The following is a 26,169-nucleotide window of genomic DNA, read 5'->3' on the forward strand; positions in this document are numbered from 1 at the left end:
CCTCAGGTATTGTTTTATTGATTTTTTTAGCGGAAAGGACTGTCCTCTCCGCCTGTATAGTTACAAATTAATTAGAATGTTAATGACGGTGCTGCATCTTTTGCAAACTCTAAGAATGTCACAGCTCCCCCAACCTCGATACCTTCAATAAAATCTGCTGTCGTTAAACCCATTACATCCATAGTCATTTGACACGCGATCATCTTCACACCTAATTCTTGTGCCATTTCCACCAATTGCGGAATTGCTGGTACATTAGCTTTAGCAAACCCTTCTGCAAAATGCTCCGCTCCCGCAGGCATAGGTAATGCGTGCATTCCTTGTTTATGAATTAAATTTAAACCTTCGAATGTAAAGAAGATGGCTACTTCTTTCTCTGTAGCAGCCGCTGCCGTCGCAATATTGAACACCTTATACGCATCGAAAAGACCACCGTTACTTGCAATTATCGCTACTTTATTTGACATAATAAATTCCTCCTAAATATTTTTTGTTAAATTTCCCGTCCAGGAAGTCATCCCTGGTAGAACGTTAAATACCTTTGTAAAGCCATGTGCTGTAAGCTTTTGAGCAGCTAAATCACTACGCTTCCCTGTTCGACATACGACATAAATCTCTTGTTCTTTATCAAGCTCAGAAAGACGAGCTTCTAGTTCCCCCATCGGAATAGACTTTGCTCCCTCAATATGCCCAAAAGCAAACTCCGCCTTCTCTCGAACATCGAGAATAAGACCTTCTCTTTCCATAACCTCTTCTAACTCAATTGTCTGTTCAAATGTTCTCTCATCCATTGTGTCATCTGAACATTTACGAATGTAATGTTTAAGCACACTCTCTTCTTCCACTGTCCCAATATATTGATGACCTACAGATTCAGCCCATGCAGCAATATCCGCCTTCGAACCCTTGTCTGTCGCTGAGACTTCTAAAATTTGACCATCTACTAAATCAGCCATTGCCTTTTTCGTTTTAACAATTGGCATAGGACAAGAAAGCCCCTTGGCATCCAGCTGAAAATCTGCCTTAATACTCATAACTTCCTCCTATATACCTACAAGGGTATTATTTTTACTAAAAAAATATAGCAAGCGTTACAGGTTTTACTTTACTTCACCATTCCAAGCGAGCATACCACCAACCATATTGGATACGTTGAAACCTTGGCTTTCTAAAAACTGAGTAGCACTTCCACTACGACCACCTGATCGACAGACCATAACATATGGTTCATTTTTATTTAGCTCATGCAGACGAAATTCAAGTAAGCCAAGTGGGATATGAATAATGCCCGGTATGTGACCTGCCTCAACTTCATCTACTTCACGTACGTCGATTAAATTTATTGCCTGACCTTGCTCTAAAGCTTGTTGTACTTCTTTTGTTGAAACTTCCTTCATGCTATTTTCCTCCTAATACGCACTCATGCCACCACGGACATTTGTGACACGCTCAAATCCTTGTTTTTTTAATTGCTTACACGCCTGACTACTACGCATCCCACTTTGACAAATGACCACTACCTCTTTATCTTTCGGTAATTTATCAAAACTCGAACCAAGTGGAATATTTTTAAATTGCGGGATATTTCGCCCCTTATATTCAGCCGGTGTACGCACATCGATAAAAACTTTATCCTTATCATTCAAAATATTTTTCAATTGCGCCGCCGAAATTGACTGCACCCCTTTCGTTGGCTTCATTCGCCAAACGAAAAATGCAATAACAACAGCAAGTAAAATCCATGTTCCCAAGTAACACCACCTCCTCCTGCATACTATTCAGGGTATATAAATTTATCTGCTTTTCACAACTAAATCCATCGCTTCTTGGATGGCTGTATTCACTTTTTCCGCATCCCCTTCAGCAGTCGTAACACATTCCAATAAATTTTCACTAACAATTACTCCAATAGTCCGATCAACCGCAGAACGCACGGCAGATAGCTGTGTAATCACATCTTTACAGTTTTTTTCTTCCTCCATCATGCGTAAAACACCACGCAATTGACCTTCTATTCGCTTCACTCGATTAGCTGTTTTTGTACCGTAAGCCATACTATCACGCCTCCCTTCAAAACGATCGATTGAACTTGCTTACGTGATTCATAATATACCCCATTAGGTATAATGTCAACATGAAAGCTCGAATTTTTCTTAATCATCGTTACAATGTCATTTCCCTCTTGTAGCAACGTTTTATCTCGTCAATAGACTGAGTTCCTCTATTTCAGCGGGTGTAAACACCGCTGAAATAAGTTAAAAAAAGCGAGAAATCCGACGATGCATCATCGAATTTCTCGCTTAAATAGAATTTATAGCACATTGCTATGAAGGCTTATTTCTTTTTAATAGTAATTGTCCAAGCAGCTTCGCCAACTTGTTCATACTCCGTTACCTCGTGCCCTTCTTCAGCAGCCCAACGAGGAATAGATTCTGTACCTTGTGTACAATCAAATTGCACTTCTAATTCATCGCCTGAATGTAAATCTTTTATAGCTTCTTTTGCTTCTACTAAAGGAAATGGACAAACCATCCCCATTACTTCTAATGTTTTTTTCAAATGAATACACTCCTTTTTTATGCTGTTATTACTCGCGCAGCTTGCTTAGCCTTTTTACTTGGTCGAACGAATACAAAGTAAGATGCTGTCCATGTACCTAAAATCATAAACCCTAATGAAATCCAACCTTGCCAAGTCATCATCGCTGTCATCACCAATCCATTACCAATTGAGCAACCTCCTGCTAAACCTGCGCCGAACCCCATCATAAGTCCACCACATAAGCTGTTTATCGCTGTTTTTGTATCTGGAATACGGAATCTAAATTCGCCACTCATTTTTGCTGCGAATAATGATCCTAAGAAAATTCCTAGTACAAGGAAAACACCCCAGTTGATGAAGCTAATTTGTCCTGTCACTAAAAATTGCAAAATATTAGCAGAAGGTGTTGTAACACCTAACCCACCTATGCGACCAGTAGCAACACTTAATGGCCACGCTAAAGTTGCAATTACGCCAATAATTGTTGCAGTTATAAATGGATGCCAACGTTTTTCAAATAAAATATGTGCTAATCCCGTTTTTTTCGGCTTTAACCCTGGGATTTTCAATCGTGGCTTCTTGAGCTCACGGTAAATGATCAATGCAACAACTACTACAAAAATCGTAATAATCAACCAGTTGTTTACGCCAATTGTCTCGGCAATAGAATTACTTTCAATGCTCGTTTCTTTAATAGCCTTATCTAATGGCAGCAATACACCTGATTTCATCATTGCTGCTACAAGCATATACCCAGCTAATGCAATCCAACTGCCAATTAAACCTTCTCCAGCACGATACCAAGTCCCTGTTGCACAACCACCAGCGAAAATAATGCCAATCCCAAAAATAAATGAACCAACAATAACAGCTACTATTGGTAAAGAACCAGCACTGAATTCAAATACCTTTAAACTAATTAAGGTATATACACCAACACTTTGAATTGCTATCGCAATCAGTAATGCGTAAAACATACGATTATCTTTTGTCAAATACATATCGCGGAAGCCGCCAGTCAAGCAAAAACGACCACGCTGCATTACAAATCCTAGTAAAGCTCCACAAATAAGTCCTGTAATAACCATTTGGACCATCCATAATTCCCCTTTCGATATCCAAGTATTCTTATAAGGTATATTACCACCTGTTTTACTACGAATTCAATCACTTTTTTAAAAAAAATGAAAAATCTAATAACTCTTTCAAACCTACGCACTCAAAAACCCTTGCTACAAGTGCAAATAACTGCTTCTTATAACAAGGGTTCATTTATTTTGTTAATTGCATGGCTGGACCAAAGAATTCATAATGAATTTTTTCGTCTTTCATGCCAATCTCATGTGAATTTTTGATTTCTTTGTAAAGGTTTCTTATAGATTGTTTTCGTTTTTTTCGCAGTATGATTTCAAAGGAATTGTACGCTCTGCACAAATAAAAACATACTTTATAACACCCCCTATTTTTTATTTAACCTATAGAATTACAATGTTTTAATGGTTAAAAATACTGTGATTTAGTTTTGTGCTAACATGTTTATGAAATTCCGGTAATTCCTTTAACGGTTCTTTAAATGTAATTAGTACCTTTTCAATACCGATGCTACTTAATTCTTGTAATTTAGCAATTACTTCATCATAACTACCGATTAACCCTGTACGAAAACCTTCATTATTAGCTACAAAATCACTTAACTGAGTGGCATTTTTCCACATCCCTAACGTTTCTTTGCGATTCTGGAACTGCAGGATTGCTTCTTCATCTGCATGGTCAATAATAGATTGAAATTCTCGGAACGCTTCTTCAGAAGTTTTACGGGCAATCACAAATGCATTAACAGCAAATTTTATCGTCCGCCCCTTTCTTTTCGCAATCTCAGTTACATTTTCAATCTGTTTTTGCAACTCTACAATCGGAGCTCCGTTCATAAAATAAACATCACTGTGCACGCCTGCCATAACTTGAGCGTCTTCTGAATTACCACCTTGATAAATTGAAGGATATGGCTTTTGAATTGGTTTTGGTGTAAGCGTAGCATTTTTTATTGTATAGAAATCGCCCTCATAGCTAAAGTTGTCTTGTGACCAAAGACCTTTCAATACCTCTAAATACTCTGTTGAACGTCGATACCGATCTTCATGGTTGATCCACTCAATACCAAAGGTTTCTTGCTCTTTTTTAAACCAACCACTCACTAAATTAATATGAAATCTCCCATTTGAAATGACGTCTATTGTTGAACCTATTTTAGCTAAAGTTGCTGGATGGATGAACCCAGGCAAAACAGCTGCTATAAAGTGAATATTTTTCGTTTCAGCAAATAACGCTGCCGCAATCGTTAGGGCATCCAGCTGCCCTTCTTCAGCACTATCATTACCACCAATATTACCCATATATCGAATTGGAAATAAAACAGCATTTATATCTAACTTTTCAGCCAATTTTATCAATGTTTTATTGTACTCAAAGCTTCCTTCTGTATTTTGCTCTATCCTAGAACGTAAAAATCCACCTGCTAAATTTGAGCCCCAAATAACAAATTCCATTCAATGATCACTCCATTTACTCAAATAATGGCAATACCTTTTCTCCGAAAATTTCCGCTTCCTCTTTATGAGGGAAGCCTGATAAAATAAAGTGCCTTACGCCGATATCAATATACGCTTGCAACCCTGCTTTTACTTGCTCCGGTGTACCAACAATGGCGGTTCCTGCACCTTTTCGAATTTTCCCGATACCTGCCCAACTGTATTGATCAAATCGCTCGTTTTCAGCAGTAAGGACATTCATTCTTTTTTGAGCCACTGAATCTACCGTTTCATAATATCGATTAAGATTCGATTGTACAGGGTTTTCAATTTTACTAATAATGTTATAAGCAGCATCCCAAGCCTCTTGTTCTGTATCCCGTACAACTATATGAATTCGAATACCGTACTCTAATTGACGATTATACTTTTTAGCTCGTCTTTCAACATCTTGAATTTGTTCCTGAATGCTCGCAATTGGCTCCCCCCATTGCAAATAAACATCTGCAGCTTTAGCAGCTATTTCCTTAGCCACATTGGAAGAACCTCCAAAATAAATAGGAATACCTTTTTCTTGATAGAGAGTAGGAATCAACTTTCCTTCAGTTACATTAAAAAACTCGCCATCATGATGAAACGATTCTCCTCGCCATGTTTCTTTCACTACAGTTAAAAATTCATCTGTACGTTCATAGCGTTGTTGGTGTGATAAATAGTCACCGTCTTGTGCTAGCTCTTTTTCTGAACCGCCCGTTACAACATTGACCAACACTCTCCCCTTCGAAAATTGATCTAAAGTTGCTGCCATTTTAGATGCAACTGTCGGTGAAACAAAGCCGGGTCTAAATGCAATTAACGGTTTTATATGCTTTGTCTGATGAATGATCGCAGACCCTACAAGCCAAGAATCTAAATAAGGAATACCTGTTGGAATCAAAATCCCTTCAAATCCTGCTTTTTCTGCCGTTTGAGCTACATCTACTAAATACTCAAAGGTCGGCTCTCTTTCAGGTTGCTTTAACCCTAAATACCTTCCGTCTCCATTTGTAGGAGCAAACCAATAAAAATGTGGTTTCATAGTTCTCTCTCCTTACCTAATTAAATTCTTCCACTAGCTTTAACAATCGATCCTTTTCACTGTAATTTTGATATTGCGCTGCAAAGGTACGAACAGGATCACCTGAATAAAAACGTTCATATAATTCGTGACGCGCTCCAAGTTGACTACCTATTAAATCCCAAGCTAGTTTAATAAATTTGGTTCTTGCAAATGCACTTGTATGTGTACCTCCATAATACGACTGTATCTTGTCGCCTATTGGCCCATTGATTTCTTCAATAGTAGACGGCACTTGCAGTAATCCGCTTGCTCCAATTTGCTGTAATATTTCCAAAGCACGTGGATAATAACGTGTACCTAAATTTCGGGCAGTCGTTAAAAATCGTTGTTTAGGTAGATAAATTCCATTGTGTTCGATAGCTTCATATTCAGCCGCATTTAATAAGCCCTTTATAGTTTCTAACTGTATGATTAACTCACTCAACTTCTCTTTTACATGTAAAAACTCCGTCGCTCCAGCTGTTTCCGCTAGTTCGTTGCCAATTGAGACGACCGATTCTAATTTACTAATCAGGCGTACAACCGTTTGATGCTGACTTAACAAGGATGATGCCGTTTCTATTCGTAACTTCCAAGCTAATTCAGGATCTTCTGCTACCAACACCCTTTCCCAAGGGATTAGAACATTATCAAAAATTAAGACAGCATCCATTTCATCAAAACGAGAGCTTAAAGGATGGTTGTTTGTATCAGTTGAAGCAAACGATTCTCGACATACCATATGTAGCCCTTGAGCTGAGGTTGGAACATAAAATACATTTGCCATTAGTGCTTCCTCTAACCCTCGCTTATGATAAGAGGTTATGAGCAGTTCATCTACATATGGTGCTGCTGTAGCAATTGTTTTGGCACCACTCACAAAAATGCCTTCTTCATTTTTAGTAACTACACGTAATTTCCCGTGCTCTATCTCTTCAGCAGATTTTGAACGGTTTTTTTGCGGGTCATGTGCAGCTACCGTTGATAATAAATCTAAATCACGCGACTCTTCGTATAGTTTTTCAAGCTTTGTTGCAATGCCCGGTGTCAAAACATCTAATTGTTGTCTACTTGCATACCAACCTACTAACTGCGAACGAGAATATTCGGATAAACGGCTCATTACGCCAAATGTTTCATCTACCCAGCATTTATAAGCTAAACTTTTCCTTTTCAAATCATTGATTGATGTTGGAACTAAAAAAGATAAATGGGCATTTGTACCTTTTTCCGTTTCATACGTTAAAATCGATTTTGTCGGCTCCACTGTTTGTAAATTTAATAAATGCTGTATTGTTTGAACAGTCCCTTTAAAGGCGTTATGGTTTTCTAAATTATTAACAATCTCCCCATCTAACCAAACTGTTCGCCCATTATTCAACCTCTGCAAATACGGAATCGGCGTATTCATCTTCGTTTACCTCCCCTTCAATCAAATTACTCAAAAAATGATTTAGCTTATTTTTCAAATAGGACTTATCATAAGTTTCATACTGCAATGCATAAACGCGAATTGGATCCCCTGTATAAAACCGTTCGTATAAATCATGACGTGAGCCGAGTTGACTACCAATAAGCTCCCACCCAATTCTAAATAACTTTTCTTTTGTTTGTGCATCCACCTTTGCCCCTTTATAGTATTTAGAAAATAACGGGTATAGCTCATGATTTTCTGGGATCGGAGATGACGATAATTGAATAAAGCCTCCTGCTCCAATCTGCTTTAAAATATCTAGAGCACGGCCATAGAAATGGGTACCTAAATTTCTTGCTGTTTGGAGTGGCGTAATATTAGGTAAATAAACTTTCTGCTCATTTAGATGCCCTTCTTTTTCAGATGAAATTAATAAAGCTTCAATACTATCAATTTGTGTATAAAGCTCCCCTATTTTTTCTTGAACATGTAGAAAGTAATCTGCACCAATTGATTGAGCTATTGCTGTTGTAACTCCAGCAATAAATTCTAATTTTGATAGTAAACGAACCACCGTTTGATGCTGTGCTAGCGCATCGATTTGCTGATGCTGATGAGCTTTCAACACGCCCTCAGGTGAACCTTTAATAAGCACCCTATCCCACGGAATTAAAACATCGTCAAATAATAAAACAGCGTCCATTTCATCGAATCTTGAACTTAATTTATGATGTTCTTTATTTGAAGCAAATGATTCTCGACAAACAATTTGTAGTCCAGGTAAGTTTAATGGCACAATAAACATATTTGCTTGTGCTATTTGATTTGATGATAATTTTTGCGGAGAGGTAACAATGACATCATGTGCATACGGAGCACCAGTTGCAATCATTTTAGCCCCTCGTACAACTACCCCCTCCTCGGTCTCCCGTATAATACGTAATAATGCATCTTCACCTTGCTCTTCTGCTAGTTTCGAACGATCAATTTGAGGATCCAAAATTGCAGTAGTCACAATTCGCCGTTCATCTCTAGCTAACTCATAATATTTCGTTATTTTTTCAACAAATTCAACATCATATTGCGCAAACTGATGACGATCCAAATAGTATCCGGTAATTAGAGAATTAGCATAATCTGATAAACGACTCATCACTCCATAGGTTTTATTCGACCATAGAGCAAATGCTTTTTTACGCTTTATTAAATCCTCATAGCTACGTGGAATATAAAATGCACTATGAACAAATCGATTACTTTTCGGACTTTTAAAGCCTGCAATGCTTTGATTCTTCTCATCATCTAGAAGTGCTATTAAATTTGTGATAGTTTCTAATGTTCCCGTAAAGGCAGGATGAGTTGTTACGTCCACTTTTACTCCGTCCAGCCACACACTTCTTCCATCTTTCAAACTTCCACTAAAAGACATTTATTTCTCCAACTCCTTTTCATGAACACAAAAAACTCCCACCAAATCTCCTTCGCAAATCTTCGCTTAAGACATCAATGAGAGCTCCATTTTTATGGTCACTATGAATATTTTTTTAGGCAAAAAACAAAATCGGAGCTTTTAGTTCTAAAACTAAAGCTCCGATTTTTTCAGTCGCCACATTATATAAATTAATTTACATATTAAACCAAACAAAACCAATAAGTCAAGTATACTTTTAAAATTAATTGATCAATTTACCACGGCTAAATTGCGTCCGCCGCATTCATCTCACCACCTATAGAAGTGGGAGACTTCTGTTACCTGTCTCTTCGCTTTCGCTACCAAAACACTTACTGAAAGAAGTTAAAAACTTATTGATTTATAAAAAAGCGTTTGCTATAATCCTACTAATCCAATTGGTATTAAAATAATTACTGACCGGAATCACCGGAGGCGTGTAAACAATTGTCGTTTACGCGTTTTTTTATTGCTTATATCTAGTAGTCAGTGTCAATATTACTTTTTTAGATAATGGAGGATAAAAAAAATGAAACAATTTCTTTTCCTTTTAAGTACTATGCTATTGATATCAGTGTTAGCAGCTTGTAATTCAAACGGGACTGCACAAGATACATCAAATAAAACAATTAAAATAGGTTTTACACCCGGTCCATACAGCGACCAATTTCAACTTGGCATTGCACCGATACTAAAAGAAAAAGGATACACAATTGAAACAATTGAATTCAGTAATATTATCCAGCCTAATATCGCTTTAGGTGATGGCTCAATTGATGCTAATATTTTTCAACACACAGCCTATTTGGAAAACTTTAAAAAAGAGAAGCATTTAGATTTGACAGAAATACTTAAAGTTCCTACTGCACCAATGGGGGTCTATTCAGATCGTTTTGATTCTATCGACAGTTTAGAAAAAAATAAAGAATATACAGTAGCAATTCCTAATGATCCAGCTAATATTGCACGTGCTCTACGAATCTTAGACGATCTTGGATGGATTGAACTAAAAGAAGGTTATTCACCCACTACAGTGAGTAAACAAGATATCACTAAATATGTATACACTATTGATTTCGTCGAAATGGAGCAAGCACAATTGCCACGTTCACTGTCTGACGTAGATTTTGCACTTGTAAATGGTAACTTTATTTTGTCATCTGGAAGAAAACTATCATCGAACTTAGCATTAGAGAACCCAACTTTCGAATACCAAAACCTATTAGCAGTTCGCACTGAGGATAAAGATAAAAAATTTGTAAAGGATTTAATTGAAGCATATCATTCTGCAGATTTTCAGAAATTTATTGAATCCAATAAAGACTACGAAGGATTTCATCGACCAGATTATTTTAAAAACTAATTCTTTATGAAATTAAAAAGATGACGTGCTTTTAAATAAAAGCACGTCACCTATAATTTTGAAAATTTTATTTTACTAATTGCATGGCTGGACCAAAGAATTCATAATGAATTTTTTCGTCTTTCACGCCAATCTCATGTAAATTTTTAATGACCGCTTCCATAAAGCCAGCAGGTCCACATACGTAAACATCTGCATTGTTGGCTACTTTTTCAGCTAAAAATTCTTTTGTTATTTTCTTATCTTCATCCGAATATAACGCTGTATATGTTGCATTTGGAAGCACATTTACTTTCTTTTGAATGTCATCGCTAAATGCTACAACTTTTTCATTGCGCGCACATTGAATAAAGCTCACTTCATTTGCCGCATCATCTTTTAGTGATTGCAGCATACTGTTTAATGGTGTTACCCCGATACCACCGCTTACAAATGTAATTGGAGCAGAAGTTTCTTCTAAAACAAATAGTCCTGCTGGAGCACTTACATCCACTAAATCTCCGACTTCTAATACGTCGTGAATAAAGTTAGATACTTTACCATTTGGCGTATGATCGCTTTCACGTTTTACAGAAATACGATAGCCGTCTTCTGTACTTGCTTGTGAAAGTGTATATTGACGGTTCATTAAATACTCTTCACCTGGTACTTTCACACGAATACTGATATATTGACCTGGCTCATAAGCTGGTAGAGGGGAACCATCTTCATTTTCAAAGTAGATAGATGTAACAAGATCACTTTCTACTACTTTTTTCGCTACTTTCAACGGTTTAAATAAGCGCCATCCGCCATTACCCTCAGCTTTTTGATATAGCTCTTCTTCTACTTGAATGAAGATATCTGCAATGACGCCATATGCTTCAGCCCATGCATTAATGATATCATCTGTTGCTGCATCACCAAGCACTTCTTTAATCGCTTTTAGTAAGTTTTCTCCTACTATTGGATAATGCTCAGGTAAAATTCCTAGACTACGGTGTTTATGAGCAATTAACATCACCGCTGGTAAAATAGCTTCTAAATTTTCAATATGAACTGCCGCAGCATAAACTGTGTTTGCTAATGCTGTTTGCTGACGACCTTTTTCTTGATTTGTATGGTTAAAAATATTTAATAATTCTGGATGAGCTTGGAACAAATTTTTATAAAATGTTTTAGTAATTTCCACTCCGTGAACTTCTAATACAGGAACTGTTGCTTTAATAATTTGTACTGTTTCTTGTTTTAACATATCGCTTACCACCCTTTCGTGATTACAATATAACGCTCTCACTTTTTAAAAGCAATATATGAAATACATCTTTAACAAAATGGACATAATTAATGTATTTTAAATACATCTTTAAAAAAGTATTGAATTTATAATACTTCAAGGTAAAAATGCTATAATTATTTTGAACTATAGAAAGTAGGGTGTTCTTATGCGCTTAACTTTATACACAGATTATTCCCTCCGAACACTCATATATTTGGGTGCGAAGGAAGATGGCCAATTATCAACTATCCAAGAAATTTCAGATGCTTATAATATATCGAAAAACCATTTAATGAAGGTGACACACCAACTTGGATTATTGGGCTATATTGAAACGATTCGAGGGCGTGGCGGAGGAATTCGCCTAGCAATTGATCCAAAGACCATTACAATTGGTGAAATAGTACGTCATACAGAAGAGGATTTTCATCTTGTCGAATGCTTTGACAAAGAAAATAATCTATGTAAAATTGCTCCGGAATGCCAGCTAAAAGGCGTATTATACGAAGCATTACAGGCCTATTTAACCGTCTTAGATCGCTATACTCTAGATGACTTTTTACATTCAAAAGAAAAGTTGATGGCACTGTTGCTTGGCGATTAAAAATACCCGCACAACTCAAGTTGGACGGGTATTTCTTTATGTCTAAAATATTTTACAATGCCTTTGAAAAGAAAATCATATCTAGTGCACGAATGCCATTTTCATAGATTGGCTCTGGGTAATTACTGAAAAAATCTTTTTCAATGGCTTCCATACGAAAACCTGCTTTTTGATAGAAGGCAATATTATCAATACTAGAATTTGCAGTACCAACTATTATCGTTTGATATCCTTGTGATTGACAAATGGTTGTTATTTGTCGCAGTGCTTCTTTCCCAAGTCCTTTACCTTCATACTTCGGTACAATCGCTATATTTTTCAACTCAACTGTTGAATCAGACTGTTCAAGAAGTAACGCTACGCCCGCTAACTGCTCACCACATTTAATCTCGTATAATTCACCGTCATTTAAATATTCTCGAACAGCGACTTCACTTTCATCAGCTAATAATAATTGTGGCAAATAGTCTTCCCTTACACCTTCCACTTTCTTTAAGGTTGTACGATATTGAACAAAATCTTCGCGCTCAAAAACATTTAAAACACACGGCTGCTTTTCTTTAATCTCTAGCCATGAATGCTCTTGCGGAAAATCATTCTCAACTCCTAATCGAATAAAAGACAACTTTTCCTGTGCCTTTTGTGAGCGTATATTGACCTTTCTAGCTCCTGCAAAAACACGCTTTAGCCCTAACTCAAAGAATGCAATATCTAAGATTGCAACTTTTGCTTGAAGATTATAGCCCTTTCCCCAAAACTCATGGCCCAGCCATGAGCCAATATGACAACTCTTTTTATTGTGATCAATAAACATTAACGCCGTCACACCAATCAGTTGCCCTTCCTCATCTAAGACAACACGAGGGACTGTCTTTCCAGCTTCTTCGTCCACACATTCACGTTTAATAAAATTAATCGTATCTTCCACTTTGCCAGCAGGTAACCCTAATGCATCTCGAACCTGTGGCATAGAAGACAGTGCATGCATCGCTTCAGCATATTTTATATCGTGTCTCACTAAAGTTACTACCATATGCTATTCTCCTTTTAACATGATTAACAACGGACTGTGTAACATCCTCTACTAACATAATGAAGTTATTTCATCCATTTATTTATATATATTTCTTCTGAAAATCAATTATACGTTAGTTGCCAGGATACACCAAAACGATCCTGAATCCAGGCGAATTTCTTAGAAAATCCATAATTATTAAGTGGCATTAAAGCTTGTCCACCCTCTATAATTTGAGCAACTAGACTGTCGATTTCTTCTTCAGACTCACATTCCATAAAAATAGAAGTTGACGGTGTAAATGTAAAGTTATGCTGTATTACACTATCATTCACCATCATTTTTAAACCTTTTAAATGAAGAACAGCCATCGCAATCTGTTGTGAGTTTTCCATGTAAGTTAAGCTTTCCACCTGTAATTCTGAAAACCATTGTTGATATTGCTGAATAGCTTCATTGGCTTGTCCCTGAAACATTAAAAATGTAGTGGCACTTTTCATTTATTTAACTCCCCTTCATATTTTGTAATCCATTGTGCTGGTGTCATTTTCGCAACAAGCTCACCTATTAATTCATACGGAATATTTTTAGTGCTTGTAAAACGAATACAGCTTTTCCCCATATTAAGTTTCGTCGGTACTCGTTTCGCATACTCCTCTTGGAACCACGAGAGTAACGCTTGATCTGCATAAATGCCCATATGATAAACTGCAATATGGCGTTTCTGTGCAGCAAGACTTATAAAGGGCAAGGGAGTATTCGGCGTGACATGATAGCCCTTCGGATAAGTAGTTAGTGGAACAACATAGCTTACCATGTCATAATACATGCTTTCTTCAAAACCCTCTGGTAAATTGCTTTCTACCACATCCACAAGTTTGGCAAAACTCTCCCGCCATTTTTCATCCACTTGCTCAATATATGAGTTCTTCATTCTCTGCCCTCTTTTCAACATAGTAGTGTGTGTTTTTATTAATTAGAAAACTCATTCCATAACATAGAATTGATTTCCGCTCCGACTAAATATTTAATCGCTCCGCTACATAATAAATCCTAATTGCTGTCTTATTTCACAAACTAGGCTAATCATAGGATTGCCAATTACAATGAATATAGCATCATTTAAAGGAATCAATAAAGCCTCTATGTAATTTATGCTTTACCCTCCGCCTTTGCTTTTCGGTATAATTCCTTTGTTTTGTAGCCTAATCTAATAATTTCGCGCATCTCCTCTAAACGTGCTACTTGCGTCTCTTCCTTTTTTGCACTATAGATATATCGGGCCCAGTCCTTTTGATAACCCGGTGTTAATCCATCATAAAATATTAAATCATCCGGATTTTCCGCAAGTGAATCACGCAATTGAGGAATCATACCTTCATAGTCACTAACGCACTGACTACTCGCTGTCTTCTTCTTGCCGCGTCCCTTGCCATCTCTCTTTATACTTACTATAGAAAATGTCTCATCTAATGACATAAGACTTGCAAATTTATAATCACTGCCAACAATGTATTTTTCCTCGTCCACTTGAATTGCTGGGAAGATTTCATCGCGGTGGATAAACTGATCATACTTCTTATTACCTTTTTTCGGATAAACAAAAAATAAATAACCTTGTTCCGTAAGAGTGTTTAACTTTAGTACATTTTGTAAATACGTTACCATTTCATCAATAGTAAACACAAAGGCAATTATTCGATCATGAGGTGCGTTCCCTGTTTGAGCTATTCCCTCTAATTGCATCTCCTCTGGTTGATTATGAATGGCAATGGATAGTCCATCCTTAATTTTAAATTTCTTTTGCATAGTTTTGACACCTCTTCTAATTATCAATACAATTTTCTCTTAGTTTTGATAGTATAGCTGATTTAGTGCCATTTTCGTACAAAAAAACGCTCGAATATTCTCGAGCGTTTAAGATTGAGATAAGCTATTTAATTTTTGTAGCCGTAACTATCCCTCTAATAATCGGAATGGCCATTACAATTAACACCGCTGGTAGAAACCACCAACCAAGACTCTCTGCCTCTCCAAGTGCAATACGTACCATTTGGAATGATATAGCTGTAAATATAATTAGACAAAGGTTTTTTATTTCATTCAATATTTTTCGGCTATTTAAATAAAATGCCTCTACATTACTTTCATTTAAGCGTGCTGGGTAATTATGAATATGTGGAATTTTTTCAAGGAGCCCTAGTAATATCCACAGCAATATTCCGATAAACGGAAGGATGAGTAACTCTATTTTCGAACCCCACCGATTAACTTCTCCTGCACCATTAAAATGACCTGGAATCTTTTCGGGTAGTTGGCCCCACATTACAATAATATAAAGAATGGACAGTACAAATAACCCGCCACCGATGAAATCCCAAATTTTTTCATATCTTGTTTTCGGCAATTTCAAAATTGGCCTATACATCTTCCCACATCCTTACTTGTTCCTTTATTCATTTTACGTTACTACAGTTCAATTAGTTTCAAATTTATGCAAATTGTCATAATTTTCGAGATTCACAGGTAACTATCCGCCTTTACTTACTGTAAAAAAGCGAATCATTCAACTTTTTTATCATTCTACCCGCGACTAATTACCTTATTACCCCTTTTACATATTGTAAAAATAATCACAATACTTTGTAAAATTCGTATAATCTGATATAAATGGTATATACATATTTCACTTTTTTGTAACATTTCTACTAAATTACTGAGAAAGGAAACAACAACTATGCGATTTACTATCTACAAGAAGTTAGTACTCGGTTTTTTTATTGTTATTTTAGTATTAGTTGGAACAATCGGATTAAATTTTAAACAGCTTAATGCAGTAAACAAAACATATCGTGTGTTACTCGAAGAACAAACAACTAAATCTATTAGTATTCAAGAGCTACGCACAATTGCTAAACAAGAAATTATAAATATCAGAGGTTATCTATTACTTGGTAACGAGCAAAATTTTCAAAGTAATACGGCTTCACGTGAAGAATTTAAAAAGAAATATGATGAATTAAAGGCTTCGTTCGATTCTCAAAAATCTATTGAGTTATTAGAGGCAATCAATAAAAGCGAGCAAGATGTCCAACAGTTCGCAGATCGAATGTTTTCATTAAAGGCTGCTGGAGAAACAGAGCAATACGAAAAGCTTGATAGTACACAAGGCCGCCTACTTATTAAACAATTCGATAACCGTGTGGCTAACCTTGCTAACTACCAAGATGAATATATAAAAGGGCAAATAGCTGCTACATCAAAAGAAATACAATCCATTAAATTCCAAATGATTATTCTTGGCGTTTTTGCCGTCGTCATTAGTCTGATAATTGCTATGGTCATGGGAAGCCTTATCTCCCGCCCTATCAAAGGTATGGCAAAAGCTGCGAAAAAAATCGCTGATGGCGATTTAACAGCTGAGCAAATTCGCATTAAAAATCGTGATGAGGTAGGTGATTTAGCACTTGCCTTTAATCAAATGGCAACAAATTTAAAGGATCTTATTACAAATGTACGTCATAACACCGTGCAAGTAAGTGGTTCTGCTGCTGAATTAACTGCAAGCGCTGAACAAACAATCCAAGCGACAGAACAAATTACTTCCTCTATACAAGAAGTTGCAAGTGGCTCCGAGGCCCAAGGAAAAAATGCTACTGAAAGTTCAGCAGCTATGAAAACTATGACAAAAGGCATTCAACAATTGGCTGCGACGACAGCTGCCGTTTCAGAGCTTGCTATAGAAACAAATACTGAAGCTAATAACGGAAATGAATCGCTACACCGTGTTATTACACAGATGGACACAATTAATTTAGCGGTTTTAGAATCGGCTAGCGTCGTGAAAAATTTAGGAAATCATTCCATTGAAATCGGAAATATTATTAGTCTCATCACAGACATCGCTGAGCAAACAAATTTACTAGCATTGAATGCTGCAATTGAGGCAGCGCGTGCAGGGGATCATGGTCGCGGTTTTGCAGTAGTTGCGGATGAAGTAAAGAAGTTAGCGGAGCAATCTAAGCAATCTGCTGAACAAATTGCAAGTCTGATTTCAGATATACAACAGGATACAAACCGTGCCGTAACTGTTATGGATACTGGTACACAAGAGGTAAAAGTCGGTATGCAAGTTGTAAAAGTAGCTGAGGAAGGCTTCTCAAAAATCGTTGAACTGATCGAACAAGTATCCCACCAAATTCAAGAAGCAACAACAGTTTCAGAAGAAATGTCATCGAGTGCTGAGCAAATTTACGCATCCTTCGATGAAATTGCAACAATCGCACAGATGTCTTCTTCAAATCTACAAAATGTAGCTTCTGCTTCTGAGGAACAACTAGCGACTATTGAAGAAGTTGCCGCTTCTGCTGCCACACTATCAAACATGGCCGAGGAATTACAAACACAGGTTTCGCGTTTTAAGGTGGATTAAGGAATTTGGTAAAGTTTCTATAATAGCTAATTATCAAAACGTGGGGTTGATTTCCGTTCCGACTAGGCGCTTTCCTGGGGGCGTCCGATGAGCCGCTTCGCTTCGCTGCAGGGTCTCGGGCCAACACGATGTTGGTCACGAAGGCGTTATCATAGGACGTGATAACGCCTTCGTTCCTCTATTGCTGATCCCCAAGGAGTCGCCTAACCTCCACTCCAATAACTTGAATACATTGCATGCATTTTAACAATATTATGCCTCGAAGCACCACGACTATAGTTAAACGTATGAGCTGTTTTCAAAATGTCTACCTGGTAAAATACAGAAAACCATTGATTCTATGAGTGCAAAGTCAGCTCATAAAACAAATATATTTATCCTTTTCTTTTTAAAAACCAAAATAGTATAGCTACTATGAAAAGAACAAATGGTGTGAGTCCAATATATTTAAAAGTATTTTCTGCTCCTAAAAAATAAAATGCTATAGGCAAAAATGAAATTGTACTAATCAGCATAAAAACCCAAGACTTTTTAAAAATACCTACTATTAACGTGACACCAGAAATGAAAAACGAGAGCTGCCAAAGGAACAAAATTGTGTTAGGATCTACCATATTACCTTCTCCTTTTTAACATCTTCCTATATGAGAACGGACTCTGATTATCCATAGATGGTATCTATCGATGACATTCATTGTATGTGTACTGGAGTCTTCGATCTATGAAGGATTCCCAATACAAGTAGCACAGGAATCTAATCAGTTAAAGCCTCTTCTTTGTACTTTTCATTTAGCACACTTAACATCTTAATTATTGCCGTCTCCTCACTTGATACTTGTAAAGATGCAATCTCACGTACTTTATGTTCACCTACACAAACGCTTTCTTTCGCCTTTGCAAACATGGACGCATCATTCGCATCATTACCAAACGCGACAAATTCACCTTCAGCGATACCTAGCTTCGTCAGACCACTCCATTTATCTATGCCGTTCGGGCTCATATCTACAATATTTTCGGATGTATGTTCATATAACGAGATTGGTAGTTTTTTTAGCTCACCTACTATTTCTTTGCGTTGCTCTCCAGGAAATAATACAACTTTCACTATAGCCTTCAAATCCTGCAATGACACGTTTTTCGCAAGCTTTAGCGGATCTAAATTTTGATAAATTGGATGTACCTCACTTCCTGTATATGCATAATCCCAATCACCGTCTATTAAATACGGCAATCGAAATGCTGAAATAATATTTTGAATCTCTTCTACAATTATTGCTTCAAATGCTGTTACTTCAATAATTTCTCCGTTCCGTGCAACAAATGCACCATTTCCCCCAACCATTGAAAATTTTCGCATTGTTTCAGGTAATACTGGTAGTAAATCACGAATCGGACGAGCTGATGCAAAAATGATTTCATGCCCGTTTTCGATGCAAGCTTCTAGAGCATTAGTAATTCCCTCACTTAATGGTTGGCCCTTAAAACAAATCGTACCGTCTAAATCAAATACAAATTTCATAGTCACGCCTTCTTTCTAAACTGTTAATTACCTCCTTATTATCTCATAAATATTTACATTGATTGTGAAAAATAATGATTATCCCCATAATATGGAGTTGATTCCCGTTCCGAGTGGGCACTCCGATGAGACAAAATTAAGAGTACTTTTTTATCATTATCAAACGATTGATCATTGCCTCAACATAACACAGAAAAAATATAATTTTTAGAATTTTATTGACAAATTAAAAATACCCAAGTATCATTGCTTTCAACAACACATTATTGTAGGCCAAGATTGGAAATAGTAGAAATGCAAGTGTACTTGTAGAGAGTCGGTGGTTGGTGCAAACCGATAGGCACACATTTTGAACTCGTCCATGAGCCACTCCCTGAACTTTAAGTAAGGGACGTCGGTTTCCTCCGTTAACGGGATAGACAGTGATGGCTGTCGATAAGGGGACTTTTTCTATAAAGAAAAGGTCAATTAGAGTGGTACCGCGAGCATAAACTCGTCTCTATATTTTTATATAGAGGCGGGTTTTTTTGTTTTTATTTTATTGGCCTAGGTGTGGATTTCGTCTCTATTATGCAAGGCAGAGACTATCAATATAATGACAACTACTACAAAAGGAGTGTTTGAAAATGGGAAGAAAAATTTGGGTGTTTGATACAACTTTACGTGACGGCGAGCAAGTGCCTGGTGCAAAACTGAATTTATACGAAAAAGTAGAGATTGCACAGCAACTCAAAAAATTAGGCGTCGATATTATCGAGGCTGGTTTCCCGGCTTCATCACAAGGAGATTTTGATGCAGTTAAAGCTGTCGCACAAAAAGTTGGTCATACAAATGACATTATGATTACTGCTTTAGCACGTGCTGTACAGGCAGATATTGATGCTGTTTATAACGCTGTAAAATACGCTGAAAATCCGATGATTCATATGGTGCTTGGTACTTCTGATATTCATGTTGAGAAAAAATTTAGCAAATCCAAGGATCAAATTCTACAAATTGGCGTTGATGCAGTAAAATATGCGAAAACTCTTCTACCACAAGTCCAATATTCAACAGAAGACGCATCTCGCTCTGATTTTGAGTATCTTTGGAAGACCATTGAAGCTGTGATGAAGGCTGGCGCAACAATGATTAATGTACCTGACACAGTAGGCTTTGCAGAACCAGAAGAGTTTGGAGCGATGATTTATAAACTAAATGATCGTATGAAAAACTTAGACGATAGCGTTTTGTTAAGTGTTCATTGCCACAATGATCTTGGTATGGCAACTGCTAACACGCTTGCTGCGATTAAAAACGGCGCAGATAAAGTAGAATGTACGATTAACGGCATTGGTGAACGCGCAGGAAATGCAGCATTAGAAGAAGTCGTTATGGCGTTGAAAACACGCGGCTCTGTTTACAATGCTGAGACCCGTATTAACACAAGAGAAATTATGAATACGTCTCGTCTCGTTTCAAGCTTTATGGGCTTAGACGTACAAGTAAACAAAGCGATTACTGGGGATAATGCTTTTGCCCATTCATCTGGTATTCATCAAGATGGCCTTCTTAAATCTCGTGATGCCTATGAAATTGTCCATCCAGAAGATGTAGGTCTAGACGATATGGAGTTAGTCCTAACAGCTCGCTCTGGGCGTCACGCGGTGAAAAATGCCCTTGAAAAACTGGGCTTTTCAAATCTTTCAGCGGAGGAATTCGAAGGAATATTCGAAGGTTTCTTGAAGTTAGCAGATGCAAAGAAAGAAGTTTACGATCACGATTTATATGTTATTGTTGAAAGCTATTATGAAAAACATGACGCAAACAATGCCAATGCCACTCATTACAGTGATCAATTCTTCGACTTCGATGATCTACAAGTCGTCAGCAACGCAAGCTTCCCTTCAGCAAGCGTGAAAGTACGTAAAGGTGGCGAAGTATTTAAAGCAAGTGCAGTTGGCTCAGGTCCAATTGATGCCCTATATTCAGCCATCGCAGAAATTACAAACATGGATGTGAAACTTGTAGAATATAATATCAATAGCGTTTCTCGTGGTAAAGAAGCGCTTGGAAAAGTAAAAATTACAATCGAGCATGAAGGTGAAAAATATATCGCAAAAGCTGCAGATACAGATATTTTAAAAGCGAGTGCGCTAGCTTATATTAATGCGATCAATAGTATCGTTGTTGCTAAATTAACGCCTGTTATGAATTAAATAGTTGAAAGCAGTATGACACTATTGAGTCATACTGCTTTCATTTTCTCTATCGACTGCCATCTACTAACTTTCGATATTCCTCTTCAATTAATTCAACATCAAGACGTTCAAACAATGGTGTCACTTCACTAATGCTTGTCGGTAAGTCCACTTGTTCATGCCACTTCACTTCTTTGATTCCCAACATACCCCTCACCTTCTCAGCTGAAAACGGTAAAAATGGATGTAACAGTTGTCCAAGGTTAGCAATGATATAAACACACGTTGCCAGTGTTCGATTTCCAGCATCAACATTCTCTTTCACCTGTAACCATGGCTGCTGCTCGTCAAAATAACGATTAGCCGCACGAATGTATTCAAAAATAACCTCTAAAGCTTGTTTAAAATGACCCGCTTCTATATGAATACCAACATCATTAAATAGCTGAATGGTTTGTTCTCGAATAGTGGCATCTATTTCGACTTGAGGTACTTGACGATCAAACGATTTTTCTAAAAACTTCAATGTTCGATTGACAAAATTACCATAAGCACCAAGTAATTCGCCATTATGACTATAAATAAATTCTCGCCAAGAGAAATCCGTATCGCGATTTTCTGGCGCATTCATTGTTAAAAAATATCGAATGGAATCTGCATCGTATCGACTCAAAATATACGGCACCCATACCGCCCAGTTTTGGCTCGTCGATAATTTTCGTTTTTCTAATGTTAAATATTCGTTCGATACAATATGTGTAGGTAAGGCCTTTGCCCCTATCCCCATAAGAATGGCTGGCCATATAACTGTATGGAACGGGATATTATCTTTACCATGCACATAATACGATATCGTTTCTTCATTCCACAAATCTTCAATCGCTATTTGATGTTGCTTCGCCCATTCAAAACTCGCTGTTAAGTAACCTGCTACTGCTTCAATCCACACATATATTTTTTTGCCTTCAAAACCTGGTACGGGCACATCGATACCATTTGGCAAATCCCTCGTTACAGCGCGGTCAGGGACCCCTTCTGCCAAGTAACGTTCTGTTAAACCTAAAGCATTGTCTCGCCAGCGTTTTTCCGCCTTTGCCTCCGCTAAATAAGTCTCCAACCTCCCTTGAAACTGACTAAAAGCAAAATAAAAATGTTCTGTCTCCCTGATAATTGGCTCATTCCCACAAATTTTACAGCGCTTATCAATTAAATCGAGCGGGTCTAAAATGGTTGAGCAATTATCACATTGATCACCACGCGCCTTCGCACCACAGTTTGGACAAATCCCCTCTACAAATCGATCAGGCAGAAACTGCTTGTCCGTTTCACAATAGGCTTGTTCAATTTTCTTTTTGTATAAAAAATTGTTCGCTAGTAGCTGTAAAAAAATCGTTTGAACAGATTCATGATGGTGCTGCGCATCTGTTCGCGTATACAAATCATAAGTAAATCCTAAATCATTGAAGCATCTTGTAAATTCCTCGTGATAATGATTAGCAATTGCTTCCGTTGTCGTGTTTTCCTGTGCAGCCCGAATAGAAATCGGCGTGCCATTACAGTCACTTCCCGAAACATATAAAACCTTCTCGCCCTTTTGTCGGTAATATCTAGCCAAAATATCACCCGGTAATAATGCGGCAACATGCCCTAAATGCAAAGAACCATTTGCATATGGCCACGCGCCTCCAATAACAATTGTCATCCTAAGTTGCTCCCCTCTAAAATCAGAAAAAAAGTGTAGATCAATTACGCCTCGGTGTAATTGCCGCTGACGCTTCGCTTTCGCGCAGATAAACAATGCGTCTGGATTTTGAATTGTGCTAGCACAATTCTTCCTTTTAAAATCCATGACATCCGCCGGAGGCTTTATCTTTATTCAGGTAAGCCCTGAATGAAGATAAAAAAAACGCCCTAATCAAAAATTGATTAGGACGAGTATACCCGTGTTACCACCTATATTTACAAATAGCTCACACTATTTGCCTCCATCAGTGCGTCTCATTTCAAATTTCAATGAGAGATACTGCCGCTGTTATAACGAGTGCCCATCTCGTCGTAATCTACTCGCAAACTTGCTTTCGGTACGAAGCTCAAAGGTCATTTTCAAAAGGGATCATTTACCTCATTTCCACCAACAGAGGCTCTCTATATAATGTTTCTCCAATTTACTTTTCCTTATCAATGCTTTTACTATAGATTTCCACCCATTTTACTCTTTCTTCTTTTAAATTGCAATGCATGTCGATAAATATCTGAAAATTCGCGATAAGACAAAAAAGTTGGGTGATAAATCAGAGAATGTAGTCGATAAAATTTTATCCTAGCTTTAAATCAAGTAGCTCATTTAAATCATCGATGACTATGTCTGCTTTCTGTAATTCTGTGTCCTGCGCAAAGTCGAAACGTACACCAACAGAGAGTAACTGATTGTCATGAGCTGCCTGAATATCAGAAGAACGATCTCCTACAACTGCTCCGCGTTCAATGGCATTTTCCTCGATGACCTTTTTCACTAAATCAGATTTATGACCGCTCGAAATGGACTGAATACTATATGTATCTTTGATAAAACGTTGTAATTGATAGGTTTCTACTATTGCTTGCAAATACTCTGTTTGCCCATTACTGGCAATGAATAAATTATAGTTTTCTGCCAACGTAGCAAGTGTTTGCTCTGCATTTGGATACAATGCGCCCTGGCGATTACGTATTTGTTCAATAAGCTTAACATGGAATAATGCGTTGCTTTCTTCACGTGTCTCTAGCGTGTGCATAGGACATAACGTTGCCCAGACAACAGGTAATGGAACCCCCATAATTTCACGGTATTTCTCTATTGGTGTTTCTCCCTGCCACAAGCCCTTTGCACGTAGCACATCGAACGTTGCCGACAGTGCTGGCTCTAATATTAGATTTGTTTGAAATAAAGTACCATCCATATCAAAAATAATAGCTTTTTTCATAAAATCACCCCTTCTACTATTATTTCATTTTCCCAATCATTAGACATCAAAAAACTCCATATGCATTTTTTCCTTCTTATAGTAGTCCAATCGGTCCTGTAAAGTCCCTGTATGAAATTCGAATTTATGACCATCTAGATCCGTGAAGTAAATCGATTTTTTATCTCGTACATCTCTTCGTCTGCCTTCCAAAATGTTGACATTATAATGGACTAGCTTTTCATACATTTTGTCAAAATCGTCCTCCTGGATAGAAAACGCTATATGTGTATAGGATTGATGTATGTCATTGCGTGGGATATCCTTTTCTACATTCAGGGCAAGCCACAGCCCATTTGCATCTAAATAGGCTGTAGTTCTACCCTTCACTAATAATTTTGCGTTAAAAACCTTTTCATAAAATGCGATGGATTCCTCTAAATTTGAAACTGAAAATAATAAATGATTAATATTCTGGATTTTCATGCGTGTACCCCCAACTATGAAATCACCGATAAATCGCTCACTCTTATATCAAGTTTAATTTGATTTTTTGCCTTTCTTTAAGCCTTTCGCAATTTGCTTCGATTTGCGTTGTTCATTTAGTCTCGCTTGAGCATTTGTTTTGCGTTCGATAAAAGCAAGCTCTCTTTGCAATTTAAAGTAGCTTTGGAGACGTGATTGTTCAAGCACACCATCTGTAATGGCTTGCTGTACAGCACAATGAGGCTCCTTCTTATGTGTACAATCCCTGTAACGACAGGCCGCAGAAAGTTCCTCAATATCCTGAAAACTAGAAGATAAGCTATCACTCTGATCCCATAATTGTAGCTCTCGCATTCCAGGTGTATCAATTAAACAACCGCCACCTGACAATAGCACTAACTCACGATGTGTTGTTGTATGGCGCCCCTTCGCATCATCTTCACGAATATCCGAAACCTTCATAAGTTCCTCACCACTAAGAGCATTTGTTAAAGTGGATTTCCCTGCTCCAGAAGAGCCAAGCAATGCTCCTGTCACACCTTCCGTAAATAGCGCACGAATATCCTCTATGCCCTCGCCTGACAAAGCACTAGTTACAAAAACATCCACACCAAACGCTACAGACTCAACCTCACGTATTTTACTAGAAATATCTTCACAGAGATCAGCCTTCGTCAATATAACGATTGGTTTCGCACCCGAATCCCACGCAGCTACTAAATAGCGTTCTAAACGACGAATATTAAAGTCTGCATTTAAGCTCATAACGAGAAGTACGATATCAACGTTCGATGCTACAATCTGCTCTTGTATTCCCAGCCCCGCGGCCTTACGGGAAAAGACTGATTTTCGTGTAAACAATTTATGAATAATTGCCTTTTCTTCACCTGCCATTTTCTCCACTAGCACCCAATCTCCAACTGCAGGGAAATCCTCACGTGCTAATGATGTATACGCGTAATGTCCAGCAATCGTTGCCAGCCACTCTCCTTCTTCAGCCAGCACACGATAGGAATGCTTATGCTCCAAAGTAACCCTAGCCGGCACACAATTCGCCAGCTTAGCCTCCTGTTTAAATCCAGTCATTTGCTCTTCAAAATATGTTGAAAATCCTAAAGTTGTTAAATTCAATTTGTTTTCCTCCTAAATGTGCATATCATTTGTAATCAATTGATAATAAACAAAAAAACCTTGTCTCTGCGCAATTCGGCAGTTACAAGGTTCACAGGCACATTTAAGAGAATATACAAATCACCACAATTGTGAATTAAATACACTACGTGGTCAATTTATATATTTTAGGCGTGTGAAACTGAACAAACCGAATTGCAGTTC

At 37.4% G+C, this 26,169-nt stretch carries 27 protein-coding genes and 2 other annotated features; of the genes, 4 read left to right on the forward strand and 23 right to left on the reverse strand.

Annotated features, from left to right (window positions below):
* Window positions 1–71 precede the first annotated feature (71 nt).
* The 11 genes from ABH966_RS07010 to ABH966_RS07060 form a co-directional block, all read right to left on the reverse strand.
* A complete protein-coding gene (locus ABH966_RS07010) occupies window positions 72–467 on the reverse strand; it encodes a DsrE/DsrF/DrsH-like family protein (RefSeq protein WP_370077063.1) in 396 nt (131 codons plus the stop codon).
* A gap of 12 nt (window positions 468–479) precedes the next feature.
* Entirely contained in the window at window positions 480–1,034 is a 555-nt protein-coding gene (locus tag ABH966_RS07015) for a sulfurtransferase TusA family protein (RefSeq protein WP_370077065.1), read from the reverse strand.
* 66 nt (window positions 1,035–1,100) lie between these two features.
* Window positions 1,101–1,397, reverse strand: coding sequence for a rhodanese-like domain-containing protein (locus ABH966_RS07020; RefSeq protein WP_370077067.1), 297 nt, complete (start codon window positions 1,395–1,397; stop codon window positions 1,101–1,103).
* A gap of 12 nt (window positions 1,398–1,409) precedes the next feature.
* Entirely contained in the window at window positions 1,410–1,751 is a 342-nt protein-coding gene (locus tag ABH966_RS07025) for a rhodanese-like domain-containing protein (protein ID WP_370077069.1), read from the reverse strand.
* A 42-nt stretch (window positions 1,752–1,793) separates the two neighbouring features.
* Window positions 1,794–2,054, reverse strand: a complete 261-nt coding sequence (locus ABH966_RS07030; RefSeq protein ID WP_249074807.1) for a metal-sensitive transcriptional regulator — start codon at window positions 2,052–2,054, stop codon at window positions 1,794–1,796.
* Between the two features lie 280 nt (window positions 2,055–2,334).
* Window positions 2,335–2,559: a sulfurtransferase TusA family protein gene (locus ABH966_RS07035; RefSeq protein ID WP_132361421.1), complete on the reverse strand. Its 225-nt coding sequence runs from the start codon at window positions 2,557–2,559 to the stop codon at window positions 2,335–2,337.
* Window positions 2,560–2,576: 17 nt separating this feature from the next.
* On the reverse strand, window positions 2,577–3,638 hold the full coding sequence (locus ABH966_RS07040; RefSeq protein WP_370077072.1) for a YeeE/YedE thiosulfate transporter family protein: 1,062 nt from the start codon (window positions 3,636–3,638) through the stop codon (window positions 2,577–2,579).
* Window positions 3,639–4,034: 396 nt separating this feature from the next.
* A complete protein-coding gene (locus tag ABH966_RS07045) occupies window positions 4,035–5,087 on the reverse strand; it encodes an LLM class flavin-dependent oxidoreductase (RefSeq protein WP_249074810.1) in 1,053 nt (350 codons plus the stop codon).
* A 16-nt stretch (window positions 5,088–5,103) separates the two neighbouring features.
* Window positions 5,104–6,147 carry an LLM class flavin-dependent oxidoreductase gene (locus ABH966_RS07050; RefSeq protein ID WP_370077074.1) on the reverse strand — a complete coding sequence of 348 codons (1,044 nt, stop codon included), beginning with the start codon at window positions 6,145–6,147 and terminating at the stop codon, window positions 5,104–5,106.
* 16 nt (window positions 6,148–6,163) lie between these two features.
* Window positions 6,164–7,579, reverse strand: a complete 1,416-nt coding sequence (locus ABH966_RS07055) for a 4-hydroxyphenylacetate 3-hydroxylase N-terminal domain-containing protein (RefSeq protein ID WP_370077076.1) — start codon at window positions 7,577–7,579, stop codon at window positions 6,164–6,166.
* Window positions 7,542–9,011 (reverse strand): 4-hydroxyphenylacetate 3-hydroxylase family protein, encoded by a 1,470-nt coding sequence (locus ABH966_RS07060; protein ID WP_370077078.1) that lies wholly within the window; start codon window positions 9,009–9,011, stop codon window positions 7,542–7,544. Before ABH966_RS07060 ends, ABH966_RS07055 begins: the two co-directional genes overlap by 38 nt.
* Before the next feature lie 550 nt (window positions 9,012–9,561).
* On the opposite strand from ABH966_RS07060, the gene ABH966_RS07065 reads away from it, so the two are divergent.
* Window positions 9,562–10,395, forward strand: coding sequence for a MetQ/NlpA family ABC transporter substrate-binding protein (locus ABH966_RS07065; protein WP_370077080.1), 834 nt, complete (start codon window positions 9,562–9,564; stop codon window positions 10,393–10,395).
* A 67-nt stretch (window positions 10,396–10,462) separates the two neighbouring features.
* On the opposite strand, the gene hmpA is transcribed toward ABH966_RS07065, so the two are convergent.
* On the reverse strand, window positions 10,463–11,629 hold the full coding sequence (gene hmpA / locus ABH966_RS07070) for an NO-inducible flavohemoprotein (RefSeq protein WP_370077082.1): 1,167 nt from the start codon (window positions 11,627–11,629) through the stop codon (window positions 10,463–10,465).
* A gap of 190 nt (window positions 11,630–11,819) precedes the next feature.
* On the opposite strand from hmpA, the gene ABH966_RS07075 reads away from it, so the two are divergent.
* The gene (locus tag ABH966_RS07075) at window positions 11,820–12,257 is read left to right on the forward strand and encodes an Rrf2 family transcriptional regulator (protein WP_370077083.1); all 438 of its coding nucleotides are present in this window, start codon (window positions 11,820–11,822) and stop codon (window positions 12,255–12,257) included.
* Between the two features lie 52 nt (window positions 12,258–12,309).
* Here ABH966_RS07075 and ABH966_RS07080 read toward each other — a convergent pair whose 3' ends face one another.
* The 5 genes from ABH966_RS07080 to ABH966_RS07100 all read right to left on the reverse strand — a co-directional run bounded on the left by ABH966_RS07080 (window position 12,310) and on the right by ABH966_RS07100 (window position 15,700).
* The gene (locus tag ABH966_RS07080; RefSeq protein WP_370077084.1) at window positions 12,310–13,290 is read right to left on the reverse strand and encodes a GNAT family N-acetyltransferase; all 981 of its coding nucleotides are present in this window, start codon (window positions 13,288–13,290) and stop codon (window positions 12,310–12,312) included.
* 104 nt (window positions 13,291–13,394) lie between these two features.
* A complete protein-coding gene (locus ABH966_RS07085; RefSeq protein ID WP_370077086.1) occupies window positions 13,395–13,772 on the reverse strand; it encodes a VOC family protein in 378 nt (125 codons plus the stop codon).
* Entirely contained in the window at window positions 13,769–14,206 is a 438-nt protein-coding gene (locus ABH966_RS07090) for a DUF1801 domain-containing protein (RefSeq protein ID WP_370077088.1), read from the reverse strand. The genes ABH966_RS07085 and ABH966_RS07090 overlap by 4 nt, the downstream gene beginning before the upstream one ends.
* A 218-nt stretch (window positions 14,207–14,424) precedes the next feature.
* Window positions 14,425–15,081 carry a YdeI/OmpD-associated family protein gene (locus tag ABH966_RS07095; RefSeq protein ID WP_370077090.1) on the reverse strand — a complete coding sequence of 219 codons (657 nt, stop codon included), beginning with the start codon at window positions 15,079–15,081 and terminating at the stop codon, window positions 14,425–14,427.
* A gap of 124 nt (window positions 15,082–15,205) precedes the next feature.
* Window positions 15,206–15,700, reverse strand: a complete 495-nt coding sequence (locus ABH966_RS07100) for a DUF1648 domain-containing protein (RefSeq protein ID WP_370077092.1) — start codon at window positions 15,698–15,700, stop codon at window positions 15,206–15,208.
* Between the two features lie 309 nt (window positions 15,701–16,009).
* On the opposite strand from ABH966_RS07100, the gene ABH966_RS07105 reads away from it, so the two are divergent.
* A complete protein-coding gene (locus tag ABH966_RS07105) occupies window positions 16,010–17,704 on the forward strand; it encodes a methyl-accepting chemotaxis protein (RefSeq protein WP_370077094.1) in 1,695 nt (564 codons plus the stop codon).
* Between the two features lie 374 nt (window positions 17,705–18,078).
* Here ABH966_RS07105 and ABH966_RS07110 read toward each other — a convergent pair whose 3' ends face one another.
* Window positions 18,079–18,318, reverse strand: coding sequence for a hypothetical protein (locus tag ABH966_RS07110; RefSeq protein ID WP_370077096.1), 240 nt, complete (start codon window positions 18,316–18,318; stop codon window positions 18,079–18,081).
* Between the two features lie 140 nt (window positions 18,319–18,458).
* Entirely contained in the window at window positions 18,459–19,226 is a 768-nt protein-coding gene (locus ABH966_RS07115; protein ID WP_370077098.1) for an HAD-IIB family hydrolase, read from the reverse strand.
* A 266-nt stretch (window positions 19,227–19,492) separates the two neighbouring features.
* Window positions 19,493–19,730 (forward strand) — a binding site (T-box leader).
* Window positions 19,731–19,852: 122 nt separating this feature from the next.
* On the opposite strand from ABH966_RS07115, the gene ABH966_RS07120 reads away from it, so the two are divergent.
* Window positions 19,853–21,424: a 2-isopropylmalate synthase gene (locus ABH966_RS07120; RefSeq protein ID WP_370077100.1), complete on the forward strand. Its 1,572-nt coding sequence runs from the start codon at window positions 19,853–19,855 to the stop codon at window positions 21,422–21,424.
* A gap of 49 nt (window positions 21,425–21,473) precedes the next feature.
* Here ABH966_RS07120 and metG read toward each other — a convergent pair whose 3' ends face one another.
* From metG to rsgA, 4 genes are all read right to left on the reverse strand, one after another.
* Entirely contained in the window at window positions 21,474–23,108 is a 1,635-nt protein-coding gene (metG, locus tag ABH966_RS07125; protein WP_370077102.1) for a methionine--tRNA ligase, read from the reverse strand.
* A 222-nt stretch (window positions 23,109–23,330) separates the two neighbouring features.
* Window positions 23,331–23,597, reverse strand: a binding site (T-box leader).
* Between the two features lie 124 nt (window positions 23,598–23,721).
* Complete coding sequence (locus ABH966_RS07130) at window positions 23,722–24,369, reverse strand: NIF family HAD-type phosphatase (RefSeq protein ID WP_370077104.1); 648 nt, start codon at window positions 24,367–24,369, stop codon at window positions 23,722–23,724.
* A 39-nt stretch (window positions 24,370–24,408) separates the two neighbouring features.
* Window positions 24,409–24,834: a metallothiol transferase FosB gene (gene fosB, locus ABH966_RS07135; protein ID WP_370077106.1), complete on the reverse strand. Its 426-nt coding sequence runs from the start codon at window positions 24,832–24,834 to the stop codon at window positions 24,409–24,411.
* 54 nt (window positions 24,835–24,888) lie between these two features.
* A complete protein-coding gene (gene rsgA, locus ABH966_RS07140) occupies window positions 24,889–25,965 on the reverse strand; it encodes a ribosome small subunit-dependent GTPase A (RefSeq protein WP_370077108.1) in 1,077 nt (358 codons plus the stop codon).
* Between the last annotated feature and the right edge of the window lie 204 nt (window positions 25,966–26,169).

It is taken from the genome of Lysinibacillus sp. RC46 (genome assembly GCF_041262385.1).
Taxonomy (GTDB): Bacteria; Bacillota; Bacilli; order Bacillales_A; family Planococcaceae; genus Lysinibacillus.

Bases quoted from the DNA above. Each gene is read 5' to 3' on its own strand.
- ABH966_RS07075 (WP_370077083.1), top strand. From the start codon at position 11,820: ATGCGCTTAACTTTATACACAGATTATTCCCTCCGAACACTCATATAT.
- ABH966_RS07115 (WP_370077098.1), bottom strand. From the start codon at position 19,226: ATGAAATTTGTATTTGATTTAGACGGTACGATTTGTTTTAAGGGCCAA.
- ABH966_RS07045 (WP_249074810.1), bottom strand. From the start codon at position 5,087: ATGGAATTTGTTATTTGGGGCTCAAATTTAGCAGGTGGATTTTTACGT.
- ABH966_RS07030 (WP_249074807.1), bottom strand. From the start codon at position 2,054: ATGGCTTACGGTACAAAAACAGCTAATCGAGTGAAGCGAATAGAAGGT.
- ABH966_RS07050 (WP_370077074.1), bottom strand. From the start codon at position 6,147: ATGAAACCACATTTTTATTGGTTTGCTCCTACAAATGGAGACGGAAGG.
- ABH966_RS07065 (WP_370077080.1), top strand. From the start codon at position 9,562: ATGAAACAATTTCTTTTCCTTTTAAGTACTATGCTATTGATATCAGTG.
- ABH966_RS07100 (WP_370077092.1), bottom strand. From the start codon at position 15,700: ATGTATAGGCCAATTTTGAAATTGCCGAAAACAAGATATGAAAAAATT.
- fosB (WP_370077106.1), bottom strand. From the start codon at position 24,834: ATGAAAATCCAGAATATTAATCATTTATTATTTTCAGTTTCAAATTTA.
- ABH966_RS07090 (WP_370077088.1), bottom strand. From the start codon at position 14,206: ATGAAGAACTCATATATTGAGCAAGTGGATGAAAAATGGCGGGAGAGT.
- ABH966_RS07110 (WP_370077096.1), bottom strand. From the start codon at position 18,318: ATGGTAGATCCTAACACAATTTTGTTCCTTTGGCAGCTCTCGTTTTTC.
- ABH966_RS07040 (WP_370077072.1), bottom strand. From the start codon at position 3,638: ATGGTCCAAATGGTTATTACAGGACTTATTTGTGGAGCTTTACTAGGA.
- metG (WP_370077102.1), bottom strand. From the start codon at position 23,108: ATGACAATTGTTATTGGAGGCGCGTGGCCATATGCAAATGGTTCTTTG.
- ABH966_RS07085 (WP_370077086.1), bottom strand. From the start codon at position 13,772: ATGAAAAGTGCCACTACATTTTTAATGTTTCAGGGACAAGCCAATGAA.
- ABH966_RS07095 (WP_370077090.1), bottom strand. From the start codon at position 15,081: ATGCAAAAGAAATTTAAAATTAAGGATGGACTATCCATTGCCATTCAT.
- ABH966_RS07080 (WP_370077084.1), bottom strand. From the start codon at position 13,290: ATGGTAGTAACTTTAGTGAGACACGATATAAAATATGCTGAAGCGATG.
- ABH966_RS07055 (WP_370077076.1), bottom strand. From the start codon at position 7,579: ATGAATACGCCGATTCCGTATTTGCAGAGGTTGAATAATGGGCGAACA.
- ABH966_RS07060 (WP_370077078.1), bottom strand. From the start codon at position 9,011: ATGTCTTTTAGTGGAAGTTTGAAAGATGGAAGAAGTGTGTGGCTGGAC.
- ABH966_RS07020 (WP_370077067.1), bottom strand. From the start codon at position 1,397: ATGAAGGAAGTTTCAACAAAAGAAGTACAACAAGCTTTAGAGCAAGGT.
- hmpA (WP_370077082.1), bottom strand. From the start codon at position 11,629: ATGTTAAAACAAGAAACAGTACAAATTATTAAAGCAACAGTTCCTGTA.
- ABH966_RS07010 (WP_370077063.1), bottom strand. From the start codon at position 467: ATGTCAAATAAAGTAGCGATAATTGCAAGTAACGGTGGTCTTTTCGAT.
- ABH966_RS07015 (WP_370077065.1), bottom strand. From the start codon at position 1,034: ATGAGTATTAAGGCAGATTTTCAGCTGGATGCCAAGGGGCTTTCTTGT.
- ABH966_RS07130 (WP_370077104.1), bottom strand. From the start codon at position 24,369: ATGAAAAAAGCTATTATTTTTGATATGGATGGTACTTTATTTCAAACA.
- ABH966_RS07105 (WP_370077094.1), top strand. From the start codon at position 16,010: ATGCGATTTACTATCTACAAGAAGTTAGTACTCGGTTTTTTTATTGTT.
- ABH966_RS07120 (WP_370077100.1), top strand. From the start codon at position 19,853: ATGGGAAGAAAAATTTGGGTGTTTGATACAACTTTACGTGACGGCGAG.